The sequence below is a fragment of the Streptomyces fractus genome, assembly GCF_049844455.1.
Classification (GTDB): Bacteria; Actinomycetota; Actinomycetes; order Streptomycetales; family Streptomycetaceae; genus Streptomyces; species Streptomyces fractus.
The window spans coordinates 157,173-175,954 of the sequence record NZ_JBMYHI010000001.1 but is presented as its reverse complement, the minus strand read 5'-3'; the positions used below and the strand labels follow the sequence as shown (position 1 = coordinate 175,954).

The window sequence follows — 18,782 nt, the reverse complement described above, 5'->3', positions numbered from 1 at the left end:
GGTGTCGCATCCAATTGACTTTTGACACCCGCGTGTTGACTTTCCGTCATGACAATGGGGGGGAGGTGGAAGGAGAATGATGCGTGAAGACTCCTGGATCGTACGCGATCGAGGGTAGGGATGTGCGAAAAGGTGGACTTTGATGAGCGCGAAGCGTCGGCTGTCGGCGTCAATTGCAACGGTACTGCTGGCGGCGGGAGTAGCAACTACTGCTGCCGTTCCGGCGATGGCAGCACCAGCGGCAGAGACTTCAACGGGGGGCTGTAACAACGTTCACACAACTGACGACTACGCCACGGTGTCCGCCAATTCAAGCAACAACTATATTGACGTCTGGAGTAACGACAATACAGCTGCGCAATGTCTTTACAGTTCTTACCGAGTAACTTCCACGTCAAATCCAGCCCATGGCACGGCGTAGCTAGCTTCGCCCGCCTATGGGGTAAATTACACGCCAGATCCTGGCTACTCTGGCCAGGACACTTTTCAATACACCATGACGGATACCATTTGGGGTAATCCCCCGATCACCGGAACGGTACATGTGACGGTGGATCCGCCGGAGGACACGTCGGCGGCAGCTGACGACATAGCGTCGACGCCGTATGACACGCCGGTGGATGTGGATGTGCTGGCCAATGACACCGGTCTGACGACGGTGAAGTCGGTGACGGATCCGGCCCACGGTGCGGCGACCGTTTCTAACGGCAAGGTGCACTATGTACCGGACACCGGTTTCTCGGGCAAGGACACCTTCGACTACACCGCCACCAACAACAGTGGCACCAAGCACACCGCGACGGTGACGATAATGGTGGGCACGCCGAGTGCGAAGTTGGTGGATGACACCGCGTCGACGAACTACGAGACGGCCACGGATGTGGATGTCCTGGCCAACGACACCGGTGCCGACACCCTGGCGAACGTGTCGGACCCGAAGCACGGCACCACGACGAAGACCGCCGACAACAAGGTCCACTACGTACCCGACGACGGTTTCAGCGGCACGGACACCTTCCAGTACAGCACCACCGCCAGCGACACCGACTACGCGACCGTCACGATGACGGTCGGCGCGCCGGATGTGTCGTTGGTGGATGACACGGCGTCGACGGCGTATCAGACGGCCACGGATGTGGATGTCCTGGCCAACGACACCGGTGCCGACACCCTGGCGAACGTGTCGGACCCGAAGCACGGCACCACGACAAAGACCGCCGACAACAAGGTCCACTACGTACCCGACGACGGTTTCAGCGGCACCGACACCTTCCAGTACAGCACCACCGCCAGCGACACCGATGTCGCAACCGTCACCATGACCGTGGACGCGCCGACCGTGGATGCGGTGAACGATACGGCGGCGGTGGCGTCGGGGGATTCGGTGGATATAGACGTGCTGGCCAATGACGTCGGTGACGGCCTGACGCTGACGTCGGTGGGGTCGGGAACGGCCGGCGGTAAGACGGCTATTTCTGGCAATAAGGTGCACTACACGGCACCCGACGATTCCGCCGGTGTTATTGACGCCTTCACTTACACCGTCACCGACAGCCATGGCAACACTGACAAAGCAAGTGTGGCGGTGACGGTGGGCGCACCGTCTGCGGAGTTGGTGGATGACACGGCGTCGACGGCGTATCAGACGGCCGCCGATGTGGATGTCCTGGCCAACGACACCGGTGACCTGACATTGGTGGGGACGACGACGCCGCCGCACGGTACGGCGACTGTTTCCAACGGCAAGGTGCACTATGTGCCGGACGACGGTTTCAGCGGAACCGACACCTTTACCTACTTCGCCACCGCCGCCGGCAAGCAGTACAACGCAACCGTCACGATGACGGTCGGCGCGCCGGATGTGAAGCTGGTGGATGACACGGCGTCGACGGCGTATCAGACGGCCACGGATGTGGATGTCCTGGCCAACGACACCGGCGCCGACACCCTCGCAAAGGTGTCGCAGCCGGACCACGGCACCACGACCATCAGCGACGACAAGAAGACCGTGAACTACAAGCCGGACGACGGCTACAGCGGCACCGACACCTTCACCTACAGCACCACCGCCAGCGACACCGACTACGCAACCGTCACCATGACCGTGGACGCGCCGGATGTGTCGTTGGTGGATGACACGGCGTCGACGGCGTATCAGACGGCCACGGATGTGGATGTCCTGGCCAACGACACCGGCGCCGACACCCTGGCGAACGTGTCGGACCCGAAGCACGGCACCACGACAAAGACCGCCGACAACAAGGTCCACTACGTACCCGACGACGGTTTCAGCGGCACCGACACCTTCCAGTACAGCACCACCGCCAGCGACACCGATGTCGCAACGGTCACGATGACGGTCGGCGCGCCGCCGGCGACGGTGGTGGATGACACGGCGTCGACGCCGTTTGACACGCCGGCGGACATTGATGTGCTGGCCAATGACACCGGTGACCTGACGGTGACGTCGGTGACACAGCCGTCGCACTCCGGGGATGATGGGAGGACGCACGGGACGACGACCATCAACAGCGACGGTACGGTGCACTACGCGCCGTACTACGGCTTCACGGGTGCCGAACACTTCACCTACACCGCCACTGACACCGATGGCAACGAGTACACCGCGACGGTGATTGTCACGGTGGAGGGGACGGATTCGACGGTGGTGGATGACGTCGCCTCGACGCCGTATGAGACGCCGGTGGACGTGGACGTGCTGGCCAATGACACCGGCAAGGTGTTGTCGACGTACTCGGTGACGCAGCCGGCGCACGGCACGGCGACCATCAATGACGACAACACGGTGCACTACGTGCCGGACGCTGGTTACAGCGGTCCGGACACCTTCACCTACAGGGCCATGGACGGTGAGCACGTTTACAAGACCGTGGGGACCGTCTCGATGACGGTGGGCGATCAGCCGGCCGGAGTGCTGGACGACATCGCGTCGACGAACTATGAGACGGCCACGGATGTGGATGTGCTGGCCAATGACGCCGGTGACCTGACGCTGAAGTCGGCGTCGGATCCGGACAACGGTACGGCGGAGGTTGTCGACGGCAAGGTGCACTATGTGCCGGACACCGGTTTCTCGGGTAAGGACACCTTCACCTACACCGCCACCGACGCCGACAACAACGAGTACACCGCGACCGTGACGGTCACGGTCTACGACCCGTCGGGGTTCCAGAACCAGCAGCTGGTGAACGACCAGGGGCAGGCTCTGGAGGCGACCGGCAGCGTGCAGGACGGTGCGACCGGTCACGGTGCCTCGGTGCACGCGATGGATGTCGATTCCTCGGAGACGGCACAGCGGTGGACGCTGGATGACGGGCATCTGATCAACGAGGACCCCGCGGCGGTCGATCCGGACACCGGTTCACACCTGGTGCTGGACCTGAACGAGGGTGCGGCCTCGGCGCTGATCGACTCCCCGCAGACCGCGGACGAGGACACCGACGGCTCGCAGTCCTGGAATCTGAACGACGGCGGGTCGCTGACCAACGGCCGTGCGGACACTGACGGTTACGGACTGGCGGCCACGGGCTCGGCCGCGACGGGTGCCTCGGTGCAGGACTACACCGGCGCCTACAACCAGTCCTGGACGGCCACGTCCGGCGCCAATGACGAGTTCGGCACCGTCACCGCCGGCACCGGCGACAAGCTGACCGTGCACGGCGCGACCGGTATCGACTCCACCACCGGGGAGGCCGGTGTGTCCACCAGGGCCCTGCCCGCGGACGGTGACACCGACCAGCAGTGGATGCTCACCGACGACGGCGCGCTGATCAGCAAGCGTGCGGTCGACCCCCGCACCGGCCAGCGCACGGTCCTGGACCTGCGCGGCGGCGGCACCGAATCGGGCACCGTGGTCCGCGCGGTCGCCCCGCCGACCGACGGCACCCTCAAGGACAGCCAGACCGTCACCTACAGCGGCGGAGTCGCCGGTGAACTCTCCTTCACCACGACCGGAGACGACCTGGGCCTGACCGAGACCGCCAACGGCGGCACCCAGAACGCCACCTACACCGGCACCGCAGTGCAGACCTGGATGATCGACTAATCCAGACGGGCCCACCCCCACGGTGAGCCCGTAGAACTGCACACCACACAGGAATCACGATGCCCGGTCGGGTGTTCCCGACCCTGTTGGCCAATTTGGCTGCGGGTACTGACGTCGGTCCCCGAGACTTGGTCTCGGGGACCGACGTCAGTGGCGTGGGGGTTGCCATGTCAATGCGCTCGTATGGGCCGGGCGAGGTCCCGGTGGAGACGGCACGGGTGGCGCGGGCTGCGTTCCCCCGGGGAAGCCTGGCCATCCGGGTCCGGGACGGGTGTAGCTCTCGCGTAGTGAGCCGGCTTGGGGTGGGCCGTTGCTGATCGCGCTGGATTGCCCGATCGTCGTGAGCAGGACTCGGGTTCGGGGGCGGCGATGGTTTCGTGGCTGGAGGAATTGGAGCGGCGCGACGCGCACGCACGGAAGTTGATCGAGGAACTGCGTGGACAGATCGCGGAGTTGACCGCGCGGCTGACCGAGCAGGAGGCCGTCGTGTCCCGTCTGGAGATCACGCGGGAGACGATGGCGGAGATCCTTTCCGGGGACGGCCCGGTCTCGGGGCCCGGAGAGGCGGCCGTGTCGGGAGAGTCGGCCGAGGCGGCTGCCGTGCCGGATACGGAAGGTTTCGAGGTCGGCTCGCCGATGGGGGTGCGCCTGGTGCCGACGTGGTCGGCTGAGCTCGGGCTGGAGGCTCTGCCGCGGGCGTACGCGGACATCGTGGAGGTGCTCGCTGATGCGGTGCATCCGCTGCGGGCCCATCAGTTGTGCTCGGTGCTGGGCCTGTCGACGGACAAGTCGAAGGTGGAGGGGTTCCGTTCGAAGCTGAAGCGGCTCACGGAGCGGGGCTGGATCGCGGAGGTGTCGCCGGGCCTGTTTGCCTCCCGCAACGCGGCAGCGGCGGGGCGTGCGCCGGGGCATCACAGCGATCCCGCGGCCTCGCGTCGCGCGGGTGATGGGGAGGGCTCCCGGTCCTAGCGTCGAGGGCGACGAAACCATCCGATGCCCAGGATCGAGAGCCCGATGGAAGATTACGAGCAGGCCGCGATGGCTGACCCGTTTGCCGCCGCGGTTTCTTTCTTCACGCACCTGGTTGCCGACCTCTCCGGCCCCGACACCCTCACCGCACCCCACCACGAGGTGGAGGAGCTGGCCGCCGAGCAGGGCCGGGAGCTGGCCCGGCTGCTGCTGCAGGCCCACCTTGACCTCCGTGCGAACCGGGAGGAGACACGGTTGAAGGCGATGGCGGTGCCCGCCCGCGCGACCTTGTTCGACGGACGCACCCGCCTGGAGGCCGGGCACCACCGGGAACTGGCCACCGTGGTCGGCACGGTGACCGTGTCACGGTGCGCGCTTCGGGCGCCGGGCCGGCCCAACTGCTATCCGGCCGACGCCCTGCTCGGCCTGCCGCGCGAGCGGCACAGCCTGGGAATCCGCCGCCTTGCCGTGCTCGAGGCGGTGCGCGGTTCCTACGACACCGCACTGGAGGCGATCACCCGCGCCTGCGGCAGGATCGCGGGCAAACGGCAGATCGAACACCTCGTGCGGGCCGCGGCCGTGGACACCGCCGCCTTCTACGCCGTCCGCACCCCGATCCCGCAGACCGCGTCCACACTCCTGGTGATCTCCGTGGACGGCAAGGGCATCACCATGCGCCCCGGCCATCTGCGCGAGGCCACCCGCAAGGCCGCCGAGCGCGCGAAACGCACCTTCCGCACCCGCCTGGCCACCGGCGAGAAGGCCGGGCGGTCGGGTGGCCCGGGGGAATCTCACTCCCGGGCTCCCACAGAACCGTGCTTAACAATCTCTCGTTACACGGCTCTTGTCGTCCTGATCGTCAGGTCATCGAGGGGGCTGTCGTCCACTTCCAGTGCTTGAACATGCCTGGATAGTGGCGGGCAGCCCGGTCGAGGAAGCCGCAATGGCCTTCCTCACCGCGCGCAGATGCTTGTACTTCTCGCGGAGCCAGCGCACCAGGTAGGCGTTGATGCGTCTGAGGAGCGGATACATGGCCGATCGGTAGTACCGGCCGTAGTACTGCATCCAGCCCGCGATCAGCGGGTTCAGCCGCTGAGCGAGCTCTGTGATCGTGTGGTTGATCCGCTGATGGAGCCGCCAGGAGCGGATCTCCGAGCTGATCTTCTTCAGGGCATCCTTGCTGATCGCGGGCATGAACGACAAGAAGGGCGTGCCGTCCTTGCCGCGTACCCGGCGCTGGCGGAACGTGAACCCCAGGAACGTGAACGCCGTGTGCTCTGCCGAGCCATGGCGGAACGCGTCCTTGCAGTACACGATCCGGGTCTTGTCGGGGTGCAGACGCAGCCCGACTTCTTCCATCCTGTCCCCGAGCGCGGCCAGCACACGGCGGGCCTGCCGCTCGCTGACGCAGTGGATCACCGCATCATCGGCATAACGTTCAAAATCGACCGTCGGGAACTCCCGGACGAGCCACATGTCGAACGCGTAGTGCATGAACAGGTTCGCCAACACCGGTGAGACCGAAGATCCTTGCGGGGTCCCCCGGTCTCTCTGCTGGAGGGTGCCGTCGGGCAGTTGCAACGGCGCACACAGCCACCGTTTGACATACAACTTCACCCAGACGGCGTCGGTGTGTGCCTCTACGGCCTTGACCACGAGGTCCCACCGGACGGTGTCGAAGAACTTCTGCACATCGAGATCGATGACCCAGTCCTTCTTCCAGCACCGTTCCCGGCAGCGTTCCACCGCGTCCAGGGCCGACCGCTGCGGCCGGTATCCGTATGAGTCGGGATGGAACATCGGCTCCACCCTCCTCGATAGATGCCGGGCCACCACGGTCTGGGCCACCCGGTCGGCAACACAAGGAATTCCTAGGACTCTTGTGCCTCCGCCGTGCGGCTTGGGGATTTCCACCGCGCGGACCGGCGGCGGGAAGTACGCCCCCGAGGGCATCCGGTTCCAGATCTTGTAAAGGTTGTTCTTCAGATCCTTCTCGAATTCCTCGACGGACTGGCCATCCACGCCGGCCGCCCCCTTGTTCGCCCTTACCTCACGCCACGCTTCCCAGACCTCCGATTTTAGGATCTCGAACGGTTTGACCTGTGATTTCAACTTGTCCATCGGCTCCTCCCGGAGAACATCCGGTTGACCAGACACACATAGCCACGAACGACCCGGCCCCTTCGCTCCACCCCCATTGCAGGGGATTCCTCACTACTACGAGCCGGTCCGCCAGCACGCTTCGCCTCGGTACTCGACCCCTTGCGGTGATGGCCGCTTGGAGCACTCCCTCTCACCTGCCCTACCGGGACAGGACGTATCGAAGCGTGCCTTCTCCTGTTCCACGTGACCGCAGCAGACCAGGCTCACGTCGTCTCCATGCCGGACACCGCCTGGCCAATAGACGGGCTCCCGCCAGACTCTTTCCCGAGGCCGCTTATTCCCACGGTTTCGATGCCGTCTTACCATTTTCGACACGTCAGCAACGATTCACTTGCGTTCGTCTTCCTGGTCCCCACCTGACGCCTCATACGGCGCCTTTTCCCCGACCGCTCACCACGACGGTCTTCAGCCAACGCAGCGCGGGGCGGTTTGAAGCCTCCCCCCGCAGGGCGACTCCGAAGGGCCAAATTCCTTCATCAGTCACGCAGCATTGCTACGGATCAGAACTCCTACATGTCCTTTCTCCTTCGCATTCAGGACACACCAAGCGGATGGCGACGCTCGCCGCGGTCTACGACGCCGAACCGGCCGTGCGCCGCCCGCACGACATCATCACCCCGCCCGGCGGCCGCAGCGGCGACCGACCACCCCGCCCCGGGCCGACGGCCCGGGCGAAATGGCTGACCGGCTCCGTCGAACACGACCCCGACCAGGTGATCGCCGCCGCCTTCGACCAGGCCCAGGCCCGCGACCCGCACCACCAGCGGCGCTGGGTGGTCCTGGTCGACGGCGCCCGCCACCAGCTCGAGCTGATCCAGGAAGAAGCCCGGCGCCGGAACGTGGACATCCACATCGCCCTCGATGTGGTTCACGTGATCGAGAAGTTGTGGGCCGCCGCCCGCTGCTTCTACTCCGGTACCGATCCGGACGCCGAGGACTGGATCGCCGGCAAGGTGGCCCGCATCCTCGCCGGATGCGCCAACCGGGCCGCCGACGAGCTCCGCGCCGAGGCCGACCGCCACCACCTGACCGGCGAGGACCGCACGGGTGTCGACAAGACGTGCAACTACCTCGAAAACAACGCCGACTTCGTCCACTACGAGACGGCCCTCGCGGCCGGCTGGCCGATCGCCAGCGGCGTCATCGAGGGGGCAGCACGTCACTTGGTCGCCGACAGACTGGACATTACCGGCAGCAGGTGGAGCGTTCCCGGCGCCGAGGCCCTCCTCACCCTGAGGGCGATCGACAAGAACGGAGACTTTCCCGCGTACTGGAACTTCCACGTCCGCGCCGAACAGCAGCGACTGCACCCCCACGCCGACCAAGCCAACTTCACACTCGGCGCGTGATCGGAGACCTCACTACGCGAGAGCTACACCCGTCCGGGACGAGCCGGGGGTGCTGTTTAGGGACGAGGACTTCGCTGCATTGTTCCCGGCCAGGGGGAGGCCGGCATGGGGCATTCCCCCAAGGCCGGGTAGTTAGCGTTTCCGCTGGTTACGCAAGGGAGGCGGCATCGTGATTGCCGCGTAGCGGCCCGTGCGGACTCTCTTGATCATTCCTCTCTCGGCCCAGCGGGCGAGTTGGCGATAGGTGGCGACGAGGGTGACGTCGCCGAGGAGCTCGGCGATCTCTCTTGATCGCCACAGCCGTTCGGGCTCTGCCTGCAGGATGGTCAGGACACGTGCCATGCGGTTGCCGGTGTTCTCCCGGTCGGTCGTCGCGGGCAGTGCGGGCTGTGGCGGTGGGGGCGGCAGGAGAGTGATCGTCGTCGAGGTCACGACCTTGCTGCCGTCGGGTCGGCCGTCCAGTTTCCTTTCCGCGTAACGGGAGATGGGGGACTTCACCTTGCGGGTGCTGACACGGGACCGCCGCGCGGGCGACAGCGCCGACAGGACTCGTTGGCCGATCTCCCCGATGCCCTGCTCGAAGACTCCTTCCGCGCATACCAGCAGGTCGCGAGCGGTTTGGAAGGCGACGGTGAAGCCACAGCGGTCTGGGTCGGTGCCTGGCCTGGACTCTGCTGCATCGACCATGGTGCGGCGCAGAAGCTGGTAGAGAGTGAGCAGAGCCCACATCTCCTGCTCGACGCCTGCCGGATCGTGAGAGCGCAGGACCCGTGCGTGCAGGATGGTGTGGCGGAGCGCGTAGTAGGCGCTCTCGTGCTCCCAACGTTCGTGATAGAGGTGCACGAGGCGGTCGGCGGGGTAGCGGCGGGCATCCAGCAACGTGGTTGCCAGACGGTAGGAGCCCTCGAAGGTGCTGCCGTCCGTGCAGATGACGCTCACTCGGGCCTCGATGATGCGTACCCGGACGCCGCCGATGACCGAGAGGTAGGAAGAGTCGGCGAGTGCCTTCAAAACCGGTGGACGGCGGCGCTGATTGATGCGGCCCAAGACCCGTGCGCCGGTGGCGTGCACGGCGGCGAGGAAGTCGTTGCTGTCGAAGCCCCGGTCCCACAAGACCAGCATTTCCGGGACCAGATGCGGCAACAACCTGGTGGCGTACGAGGTCTCGCCCTCCCGGGTAGGGCCGAAGACCGCCCCGACCACGGCCCGGGTACCGGTCTCCACGAGCGTCATCAGCTCGACCTGGGGAAAACCGCCGTGCGGGCACCGCCTCAGCCAGCTCCGATTGCGCTCGCTGTCGGGCACTTTGATCGAGCTGCAGCCGTCGAACGACACCGTCCGATACGGGCCGAACCGTACCCCCGGTGTGGTTGGCTGGGCCAACGGCCCGGCCAGCACCTCGAACAACGCCCGCACCGGCGCGCTGCCGAGCCGGCGACGCAGACCACGTAACGCTTTCGTGCTCGGGCAGACGATCGGCATCCCCGACAGGCCTGCGGTCAGCTTGTCCCAGACCAGCCGGTAGCCGACCTCGGGGAACAAGCACATCGCCAGGAGGAAGTAGACGCCGACCCGCGAGGGCAGATCACGCAACCGCCGCTGCACGGTCCCGGTCTCCGACAAGACCGCGTCGACCAGCTCGAACGGCATGATCGGCGTCAGTTCCCCCAGATGTCCGGGAGCGAACCGGCCCGCGGCCACCGTGACCGTTCGGGTGATGGCCGTCAGTGCAGGCGGCAGGAGACAATGAGCGTTTTCAGCGTTGCCTCTCCAGGGTGAGGACGGCTTTGGTGATGACGCTTATGCGGTTGGGGCTGATGCGGGATCTGCGGAAAATCTGCCAGGACTTCAGTCGTGCCATGCCTCGTTCGACGGGTGCCCGGGCTGCGGCCAGGGCGCGGTTCGCAGATTGCTCGGTGGGTGTGAGTTCGCCGCCTGGCGGGCGGCGCTTGGCGGTGGTGACCCAGTTGCCGCCGCCGATGTAGGCCATGTCAGCGAGGATGGGGACGTCTTGGCGTTCGCAGATCCGGAGGATCTTGTGGATCCGAGCGGCTGTCAGATCGTGGGTCCGGCCCGGCAGCGCCGGCGACAGCCAGAGGATCTTCCCGGTGGGATCCGTGACGACCTGCACGTTCACGCCGTGCCGCTTGTGTTTCGCCGAGTAGTCGGCCCGGCCGTCGCCGACGCGGTCGCACTCTGCGAGCGTGCCGTCCAGAAGGATGAAGTCCGGGTCGTGCGTGCGCAGCGTCTTCAGCAGGTCCGGTGCCTGCTCGGCGAGCAGGCCGGCGACCGCGCTGACGTAGGCGTGGGCGGTGCCGACGGATATCCCGAAGGCCGCGGCGATCTGGGCGAGGGTGTCATGGCGGCGCAGGTACACAAGTGCGACCAGCGCGCGGCGGTGCGGCGGGAGTTTGCACCGCCGGTCGCCCTCGCGGGTGACGATGAGCATCGTGAGCCACTCGACCAGGGCGTGAGGCAGGTCGAGTACGGCAGGATACGGAACCAACAGGGCTCCTGTGCTGCTGAGTTGAGACGTCGAACACCTCCCTCAACGGCACGGGAGCCCTGCCCGTTGCGCGCCCCGACGTCACACCGCCCCCATCACCCGATCGGTGACCGAACTGAAAACGCTCAATGAGTAGGCAACGGAGCTCCTTGCGGGACAAGCTGTCTTGGACGACTGCCTGTACCAACGAGCTCCGTTGCTCCATATCGGAAACTCGTCAACACCCCTTGCATGACCTGCGAGTTCGCTAACTACCCGGCCTTGGAAGTTTCCCCGTGATCTTGGACACTCGTCGGTTATGCCGCGAGGGCGTGTTGATGCCGCTGCCTGGTCTCGGCCGGGGTGAGGTAGCCGAAAATCTTGTGCTTGCGCAGGCGGCGGCGGTTGTAGAAGGTCTCGATAAAGGTGAAAACCTCGGCGCGGGCGGTGGCCCGGTCGGGCCAGGTGTGGGTGCCGATCTCTTCCTTGAGGAGGGCCCAGAAACTCTCCGCGGCGGCGTTGTCGAAGCATGATCCGGTGCGTCCGCAGCTGTTCCGCCGACCCAACTCCCTTATGCGATCGCGAAATTGGGCCGAGGTGTATTGGGTGAGTTCAACCGGTGGTTGCAACATCGGGTTGTTGTAGCGAGCGTAGCTGTTCTTCGAAGACCTCGTTCGGCGTCCGCCAACCGAGGGCCTTGCGGGGCCGATTGTTGATCGCCATGGCGACGGCTTCGAGGTCCGCGACCGACCACCGGGAGAGGTCGGTGCCCTTTGGGAAGTACTGACGCAGCAGCCCGTTGGTGTTCTCGTTCGTCGGTCGTTGCCAGGGCGAGTGCGGATCGGCGAAGAACACCTTCGTCCCGGTGTCGAGAGCGAATTGGGCGTGGCCGGAGAGTTCCTTCCCGCGGTCCCAGGTGAGGGTCTTGCGTAGCTGCTCGGGCAGCCGGGTCATCGACGTCGTGAGCGCCGCGTTCATCGCAATCGCGCCGTATCCGCCGAGCGAGGTGCCGTTCTTCACCGGCGGAACCGTGCCCCAGCCCTCGAGTCGGGGCAGGTGCACCAAGAGCGTGGAGCGGCTGCTGCGCTCGACGAGCGTGCCGATCGCGGAGCGGCCCGTCCCGATGATCAAATCACCCTCCCAGTGTCCCGGGACCGCGCGGTCCCCAGCCTCGGCGGGGCGTTCACTGAGGACGACGTCCGCAGTGACATGCCCTTGCGGCTTGTTCTGCGACCGTGCCCGGGGAGTGCGCAACGCCCGGCCGGTACGCAGACACATGACCAGCTCCCGCTTGAGCGCGCCACGGCCCTCGATGAACAGCGCCTGGTAGATCGCTTCGTGGCTGATGTGCATGGACTCATCATCGGGGAAGTCGACACGGAGGCGGTGTGAGATCTGCTCCGGGCTCCGTGCCGTCGCCCATCTTCTGTCCTGCCGGTGCGGCTTGTTCAGCCCCTTCCACGCGGGCGTCCTGGGCCCGGAGACGATCGTGCCGTCGGGACGACGGACACTGCCGGCGAGCCGTTCCTGTACATATTCACGCAACCTGTCGTTGCCTGCGAGCTTCGCAGTCTTCGGGCGCTTCGCGGCCTGTTGGGCCTTCCACTGAGCGACCGTGGCCCGGTACTCCTGCTTCCCGCTGCGGGTGGCGGCGTTGCGGCGCAACTCGCGTGAGATCGTCCCCGGGTCACGCCCGATCGTGCGGGCGATCTCCCTCACGCCCTTGCCCTGGGCCCGCAGAATCGCGATCTCCTCACGCTCCTCGAAGGTCAGGTAGCGGCCGGCGGACTCGGCCAGAGAGATCGGCGGCATGCCGCCAGCGTGACGGAACCACCGAGTACCGACCGGCCATGACACCCCGACCCTCAGCGATGCCTCAGCCGTCGTGACGCCCGTGGCGATCAGCCGCCAGAACTGCCGCTGCACCACCCGCGACGGATCAGGCCGACCAGGCGAGCGCATCGCCGGCCTCAGCGCCCGGTCAGCGCGCCACTGCCGCCGAAGCACCTCGGGCGCGTCGCCGGTCTTCCTGCTCCAGTCCTCCGTAGCGATCTTGAACACCTCCGGAATCAAGGTGTTGCGACGACGAGTTGAATCCGCCTTCACTGCCGCGGTCGCTGTGGATCACGCAGCCGGGCTCCAGGTTCCCTCGGCCGTGGGCCATGTCGAGGGCGTCCACGACGAGTTCGGCGCGGTGGTGGTCGACCATGGCGTAACCGACGACCTCGCGGGTGGCCAGGTCCAGCCAACAGGCGAGGTAGAGCCAGCCCTCGGCAGTGGGCAAGTAGGTGATGTCGCCGACCAGCTTGATCCCGGGCCGCTCGGCATGGAAGTCGCGCCCGATCAGGTCCGGGGCCGGCTTCGCCTTCACATCCGGCCGGGTCAGCGAGCGCCGCTTGCGGCGGGTGACGCCACGGATGTCGCGCTCGCGCATTACCCGGGCGACGCGTTTGCGGTTCACCCGCCGTCCCAGGCGCCGCAGTTCGGCGTGGACCCGCGGGACTCCGTAGGTGTGACGGGAGGCGACGTGCAGCACGGAGATCTCGTGGGCGAGCGCGTCGTCGGCGGCCTGCCGGGCCTGGCGGGCGGCCTCGCCCGCTCGCCAGGCGTAGAACGAGGAGCGGGCGACATGCAGCACCCGGCAGAGCAGCACGATCGGGTAGTTCGCCTTCTCCGCGTCGATCAACCGGTACAACGCGCTCACCGGTCGCTCTCCTTCACGAAGAAGGCAGTGGCTTTTTTCAGGATCTCGATCGTCTGCTGCTGTTCACGGTTTTCCCGCCGCAGCCGCCGCAGTTCCTCGCGCTCCGCGCTGGTCAACTCGCCCGGGGCGCCCTCGCCCTGGTCTGCCTTGGCCTTGCGGTACCAGCCGCGCAGAAACTCGGAGCTGATGCCCAGCTCCCGGGCGACGGCCGTGACCGTCTTGCCCGAGGAGTCGACGAGCGCGATCGCGTCGCGCTTGAACTCTTCGGTGTACCGCTTCGTGTACTTGCTTCCCACCTGATGCTACTTCCTCTGGAACCTCAAGTCCCAGTCTCCAGGTGTCCACGATCAAGGGGAATCTTCATCAGGGCCTCCTGGCGCGTTCGTTGTCTCAGCAACTCCGAACTGCACCAGAGGCCCTGTGTTCATGCGCGGCCACGGCAGAATCACCCAGCCCACCAGCCACTTTCGATCACACCGCACTCAAGATCGATAGGACTACAGTCTCTCAATAGGAATCGGTGGCGGCGACCACGTCGTTCCAGCCCATCGACCGGGCCAGGCCGATGGCAAGTCCGCGGAGGGCTGTTGCCGCCCGGAGCGCGTCGCTGGTGCGCAGGCCGTGATGGTGACGCACGGCCCATAGGAACTGGACGGCGCACAAGTTCGCCAGGCGTCATGGTGCGATGCCTGCCTTGGGGCGGCGGAGCTCATCGCGTCCAGGCCCACGACCGCGGGCCTGGACGACCAGCGGGACGCCGAACCAGATCGATACGGATGAAGCGACTGTGACCGATGGTCACGTGATAGCTACGAAAGATTCGACAAGTGTCCGATGGGTGACACCACAGTCTCTCACCTGTGTGTTTGCCTGTGGTTGGCTGGTCATCGGGATGTATGCCCGCGTAGAGAGAGGGGTTGTCCGTGTCCGGGAATGCCACAGCACGTTTGGCTCAGATCCTTACTGGGCGGGGCCCATACGATGCCGCCCGGGTTCCGGATGTGAGTGTGATTCTGCCGGTGTACAACGCCGGGAAGTATCTGGTGCCGTGCCTGGTGTCGGTGCTGTCACAGTCCATCGGCCCGGACGCGATGGAGGTCATCGCAGTCGATGACGCCTCAAATGACGGCAGCGCGCCTATCCTGGCCACTTTCGCCACCTCGTATCCGAACCTGCGCGTGGTCCATCGCACGGAGAACTCCGGCACCCCGTCGGTACCGCGCAACGAGGCCATGGACCTTGCTCACGGCCGGTGGCTGTACATGATGGACGCCGACGACCTCCTCGACCCGAGGGCCCTGGAAGAACTGGTCAAGGTCGGCGAGGACAACGACACCGACGTGGTGATGGCCCGCCAGGACAACGTGGGCCGCGGCGGAGCGACCTCGCCGTACCGCACGACACTGCCCCGTACGGACATCTACCACTCCAAGGCCTACAGCACCATGCGCGCCCAGCACTTGTACCGGCGCTCCATGCTCGAGGAGCACGACGTGCGTTTCCCGCCGCAGTTGCAGGTCGGCGAAGATGGCCCGTTCTCGGCTGCGGCGTTGACCAGCGCCCGCGCGGTGAGCATCATGTGCAACCGGATCTACCGGTATGTCCTCAAGCGCCACGACGGTGAGAACATCACCAGCCGGGTCTCAGACCGCCGCCAGCACTTCCTCAAGACGGAACTGCAACTGCAAGCCGTCGCCGACCGGGTACCCGCCGGCCAGCAGCGCGACTTCCTGCACGCTCGGCACTTCAACGGCGATGTCTTCCACCGCGGAGGCAATCTCGCCCTGCACTTCAGCGACCCTACCGAGCGAGCGGAGCTGGCCGATCGAGTGCGTGCCCTGGTGGACCGTTGGTACACCCCCGGCATCGCCCGACGTATGAACGTGGAGCGCCGCGTCTATGTGGAGCTGCTGCGCCGCGGCCACACCGAGGAAGCGATCCAGCAGGCGAAGCTGGCCTGGCAGATCGCAACGAAGCAGGCCCAGCCACCCGCCCAGGTGCACGAGCACGGCACCACTTACCTGCCCTACACCGGCTTCCGCGACCCCGCCTTCAACATTCCGGACGACGTCTACGCCGGCCGACGGGAGTGCCGCGGCTAATACTCGTACGCGGTCGTGAGCGGCGGTGAGATGATCTTGATGTGGCTGGTGTGATCACGGCGTCCGAGCCGTCCTGGATAGCCCCGTTCACGGGGTTGAGCCCGCGTGGCTTCGGCAAGTTGATGACCGTGCTGCGCCGCGAGATCTCGGACGAACCGAAGCGCGGGCGGCCGTGGGGCCTACCGCTGAAGAACCGCGTACTGCTGGTCACGGCGTACTGGCGCACGAACTTGACGCTGCGTCAACTCGCCCCGCTCTTCGGTGTATCGAAGTCGGCGGCCGACCGGATCATCGATCATCTCGGAACCAAGCTCGCGCTCCAGCCGCGCCGGCGGTTCGCGAAGGACAATGTGCTGATCGTGGACGGCACCCTGGTGCCCGCCCGCGACCACACGGTGGCCGATCAGTCCAAGGACTACCGCTACTCCACGAACCACCAAGTGGTCATCGACGCCGGCACCCGGCTCGTCGTGGTCGCCGGCCGGCCGCTGCCAGGCAACCGCAACGATTGCAGGGCAGGGGCAGAATCCGCCGCGAAGGACGCCGTCAGCACGGCGATGACCATCGCCGACGGCGGCCATCCTGGCACGGGCCTCGTCATGCCGCACCGCCGCCGCCAAGGCAAAGACCTGAACGACTGGCATGAGACGCACGACACCTCCCACAAGCAGATCCGAGCACGCGTCAAGCACGTCTTCACCCGCATGAAGTGCTGGAAGATCCTGTGCGATTGCCGCCTCAAGGGCGTCGGCGTCCACCACGCCATACTCGGCACGGCCCGCCGGCACGGCCTCAACCTCGCCGGATAGACGGCAGGCTCCCGTGACGGCCAGCCGCACCCCGACCACGTTGAAGATCATTTACGTCGCGGCCCTGAGCGAAGATCACCAACGGCATCCTGGAAGTGGATCAGAACCAGTGGTTCCCCGGTGGCGGCCACATAGCTCCCCACCGTGGAGGTGGCGTGGGTCAGCTGAAGGGCTCCACTCCCTTGCCCGCGGACGGCGCGGACCTGGCGTAGCCGGTACCAGGGCCGGACAGCGACAGGAAAACCAGCGATGACCGAGCCCCCTCAGCACCCGGCCGACGACCGCGGCCGCGTGATCCGCCGCCGGGTGTTCACGCTCCTGGTCATCGTGCTGCTCATCGGCATTCCCGCGGGTTACCTGGTGATCTCCGCGAGCCAGAGTCGGGCCAGTGGCAGGGAAAGTGGGGCGAAGTATTCGGCGACCGGCCTCACCGCGGGCTGGCCGTCCAGGGTGCAGCGCGACCTTTACCAGGTCCCGATCCCGGCGTACTCGCGCAATGTCGCCTACTACGAGACGAACAACTACAAGGTGAGCCGCCTGTATGTGCAGTTCCTCACCAGCAACGACGGCCTCGACGCCTTCCTGGGGGATGTCGACTCCGGCTACACGGAGGGCGACCTGGCGATGGACAACATCACGATCGGCGAGCGCGACCAGGAGGTCGTCGGCTGGGACTTCACGGGCCCGGGCCCCTGGTACGGCCTCACCCACACCCAGAAGGACCCGCAGCCGACCCAGACCATCGTGGTGAACCGCTCCAACCCCGACCACCCCATGGTCTACGTCGTCTCCATGACGCACCCCGGCGTCAGCGCCCACAACATCACACAGCCGTCCCGAAGAATGGCCGGCGGTCCGGGAGGTCCGGGTACGGCTGACAGTGGTTTGCCGTTGACGACTCGCAAGAAGCGGCTAACAGGTCCTCCGGGGCGCTGCTCCGACCACTGATACGAAAATCCCTCGTCGTTGCAGGTCAGCGCGCTTCATGTGGCTCCCACCGATGAGTGGACGACCTGGTAGCTGGTAGCGCCTCGAGCGTCCGACTTCCCCGAGACGTCGGGGAAGTCGGACACCGCTGGGATGAACTTGATCTCGTAGTCCTCCAGAGGTTCTGCAACTGCTGGGCCTCCTGGGTGCGCTCACGCACCACATCGGTGTCGTACCGGGCGAAGTAGGACGGGGACCTAGGGCCTGTTTGAAATGAGGTCACAGGGACTGCCGTATCAAGGTGAGTTGGACGGTCGCTTCGTAGCGGACGGCCAACTTGTCGTACCGTGTCGCGACGCCGCGTGCCTGCTTGAGCAGTCCGATTCGGCACTCCACTTTGTGTCTGGCCTTGTATTTCTCGCGGTCGCAGCCGGGAGGGCGGCCACCTGTACTGCCTCGGCGTCGCCGGTGGCCGGCCTGGTCGCGCTTCTCCGGGATGGTGTGCGGGATCTGTCGTCGGCGCAGGTACTCGCGGATCTCGCGCGAGGAGTAGGCCCGGTCGGCGAGTACGCGATCGGGTCGGACACGAGGGCGGCCACTGGCCTGTCGGGGTACCCGGATCCGGCTCATGACCTCGATGAACTGGGGTGCGTCGCCGCGTTGCCCTCCGGTGACCACGGCCGCGAGGACGTGTCCGGAGGCGTCGGCGGCCAGGTGGAGCTTGATGCTCAGCCCGCCGCGCGAGCGGCCGAGCCCGTGGTCGTCCGGCTCGGCCGCCAGGCCGTCCGTGTCCGTCCGGCCTGGATGACGAGCCCCCTTTTGCGAGCCCCGGCGGAATGCTGGTGGGCCCGGCAGACCGTCGAGTCCACGGACACCTCCCACTCGATGTGTCCCGCCGCGTCGGCCTTGACCTGCAGCCTCTTGAGAATGCGAGACCAGGTCCCGTCGATCTGCCAGCGACGGAAGAGCGTGTATGCGGTCTCCCAGGGCCCGAACCGCTCGGGTATGTCGCGCCAGGGCGAGCCGGTCCGGGCCCGCCACCAGATCCCGTTGAAGACCTGCCGACGATCCCGCGGCTTGCGCCCCATCACTGGCAACGGCGGCAACACCGCCTCCAGGCGCAGCCACTGTTCGTCCGTCAGATCTCCACGAGCCATCCGAAGATCGTTCCACGACCTTGATCAACATTTCAAACAGACCCTATAAGT

At 66.1% G+C, this 18,782-nt stretch carries 15 protein-coding genes and 1 pseudogene; 7 read left to right on the top strand and 9 right to left on the bottom strand.

The window, feature by feature from the left end:
* The first annotated feature begins 496 nt into the window (after positions 1 to 496).
* The 3 genes from ACP4E5_RS00900 (at position 497) to ACP4E5_RS00890 (ending at position 5,935) form a co-directional block, all read left to right on the top strand.
* Positions 497 to 4,066: an Ig-like domain-containing protein gene (locus ACP4E5_RS00900; protein WP_425824735.1), complete on the top strand. Its 3,570-nt coding sequence runs from the start codon at positions 497 to 499 to the stop codon at positions 4,064 to 4,066.
* A 369-nt stretch (positions 4,067 to 4,435) separates the two neighbouring features.
* Positions 4,436 to 5,035, top strand: coding sequence for a hypothetical protein (locus tag ACP4E5_RS00895; RefSeq protein WP_425824734.1), 600 nt, complete (start codon positions 4,436 to 4,438; stop codon positions 5,033 to 5,035).
* Positions 5,036 to 5,104: 69 nt separating this feature from the next.
* Entirely contained in the window at positions 5,105 to 5,935 is an 831-nt protein-coding gene (locus tag ACP4E5_RS00890) for a hypothetical protein (RefSeq protein ID WP_425824733.1), read from the top strand.
* On the opposite strand, the gene ltrA is transcribed toward ACP4E5_RS00890, so the two are convergent.
* Positions 5,900 to 7,156 (bottom strand): group II intron reverse transcriptase/maturase, encoded by a 1,257-nt coding sequence (ltrA, locus tag ACP4E5_RS00885; RefSeq protein ID WP_425824732.1) that lies wholly within the window; start codon positions 7,154 to 7,156, stop codon positions 5,900 to 5,902. The genes ACP4E5_RS00890 and ltrA overlap by 36 nt on opposite strands.
* Positions 7,157 to 7,749: 593 nt before the next feature.
* Between ltrA and ACP4E5_RS00880 the strand changes: the two genes are divergently transcribed.
* Positions 7,750 to 8,547, top strand: a complete 798-nt coding sequence (locus ACP4E5_RS00880; protein ID WP_425824731.1) for a hypothetical protein — start codon at positions 7,750 to 7,752, stop codon at positions 8,545 to 8,547.
* Positions 8,548 to 8,679: 132 nt separating this feature from the next.
* On the opposite strand, the gene ACP4E5_RS00875 is transcribed toward ACP4E5_RS00880, so the two are convergent.
* From ACP4E5_RS00875 to ACP4E5_RS00845, 7 genes are all read right to left on the bottom strand, one after another.
* Positions 8,680 to 10,248 carry an IS4 family transposase gene (locus ACP4E5_RS00875; protein WP_425824730.1) on the bottom strand — a complete coding sequence of 523 codons (1,569 nt, stop codon included), beginning with the start codon at positions 10,246 to 10,248 and terminating at the stop codon, positions 8,680 to 8,682.
* A 55-nt stretch (positions 10,249 to 10,303) separates the two neighbouring features.
* A complete protein-coding gene (locus ACP4E5_RS00870; RefSeq protein WP_425824729.1) occupies positions 10,304 to 11,053 on the bottom strand; it encodes a transposase family protein in 750 nt (249 codons plus the stop codon).
* 296 nt (positions 11,054 to 11,349) lie between these two features.
* Complete coding sequence (locus ACP4E5_RS00865; protein ID WP_425824728.1) at positions 11,350 to 11,664, bottom strand: integrase core domain-containing protein; 315 nt, start codon at positions 11,662 to 11,664, stop codon at positions 11,350 to 11,352.
* Positions 11,645 to 12,994 (bottom strand): IS30 family transposase, encoded by a 1,350-nt coding sequence (locus ACP4E5_RS00860; protein WP_425824944.1) that lies wholly within the window; start codon positions 12,992 to 12,994, stop codon positions 11,645 to 11,647. Before ACP4E5_RS00860 ends, ACP4E5_RS00865 begins: the two co-directional genes overlap by 20 nt.
* 19 nt (positions 12,995 to 13,013) lie before the next feature.
* The gene (locus ACP4E5_RS00855) at positions 13,014 to 13,736 is read right to left on the bottom strand and encodes an IS3 family transposase (protein WP_425824727.1); all 723 of its coding nucleotides are present in this window, start codon (positions 13,734 to 13,736) and stop codon (positions 13,014 to 13,016) included.
* Positions 13,733 to 14,032 (bottom strand): transposase, encoded by a 300-nt coding sequence (locus tag ACP4E5_RS00850; RefSeq protein WP_425824726.1) that lies wholly within the window; start codon positions 14,030 to 14,032, stop codon positions 13,733 to 13,735. The genes ACP4E5_RS00855 and ACP4E5_RS00850 overlap by 4 nt, the downstream gene beginning before the upstream one ends.
* A 211-nt stretch (positions 14,033 to 14,243) precedes the next feature.
* Positions 14,244 to 14,372: a hypothetical protein gene (locus tag ACP4E5_RS00845; protein WP_425824725.1), complete on the bottom strand. Its 129-nt coding sequence runs from the start codon at positions 14,370 to 14,372 to the stop codon at positions 14,244 to 14,246.
* A 287-nt stretch (positions 14,373 to 14,659) separates the two neighbouring features.
* Here ACP4E5_RS00845 and ACP4E5_RS00840 point away from each other — a divergent pair, with 287 nt between their 5' ends.
* From ACP4E5_RS00840 to ACP4E5_RS00830, 3 genes and pseudogenes are all read left to right on the top strand, one after another.
* Positions 14,660 to 15,838 (top strand): glycosyltransferase family 2 protein, encoded by a 1,179-nt coding sequence (locus ACP4E5_RS00840; protein WP_425824724.1) that lies wholly within the window; start codon positions 14,660 to 14,662, stop codon positions 15,836 to 15,838.
* Positions 15,839 to 15,879: 41 nt separating this feature from the next.
* Positions 15,880 to 16,647: a transposase family protein gene (locus ACP4E5_RS00835; protein WP_425824723.1), complete on the top strand. Its 768-nt coding sequence runs from the start codon at positions 15,880 to 15,882 to the stop codon at positions 16,645 to 16,647.
* A gap of 249 nt (positions 16,648 to 16,896) precedes the next feature.
* A pseudogene (locus tag ACP4E5_RS00830) lies at positions 16,897 to 17,451 on the top strand (sugar kinase); the annotation flags it as partial.
* Positions 17,452 to 17,853: 402 nt separating this feature from the next.
* Here the strand turns inward: ACP4E5_RS00830 and ACP4E5_RS00825 are convergent.
* Positions 17,854 to 18,731 (bottom strand): IS5 family transposase gene (locus tag ACP4E5_RS00825; RefSeq protein WP_425824705.1). Its coding sequence is split into 2 segments (ribosomal slippage): positions 17,854 to 18,386 and positions 18,386 to 18,731, totalling 879 coding nucleotides; the frame shifts between segments, so codons are not numbered across the junction.
* Positions 18,732 to 18,782 lie beyond the last annotated feature (51 nt).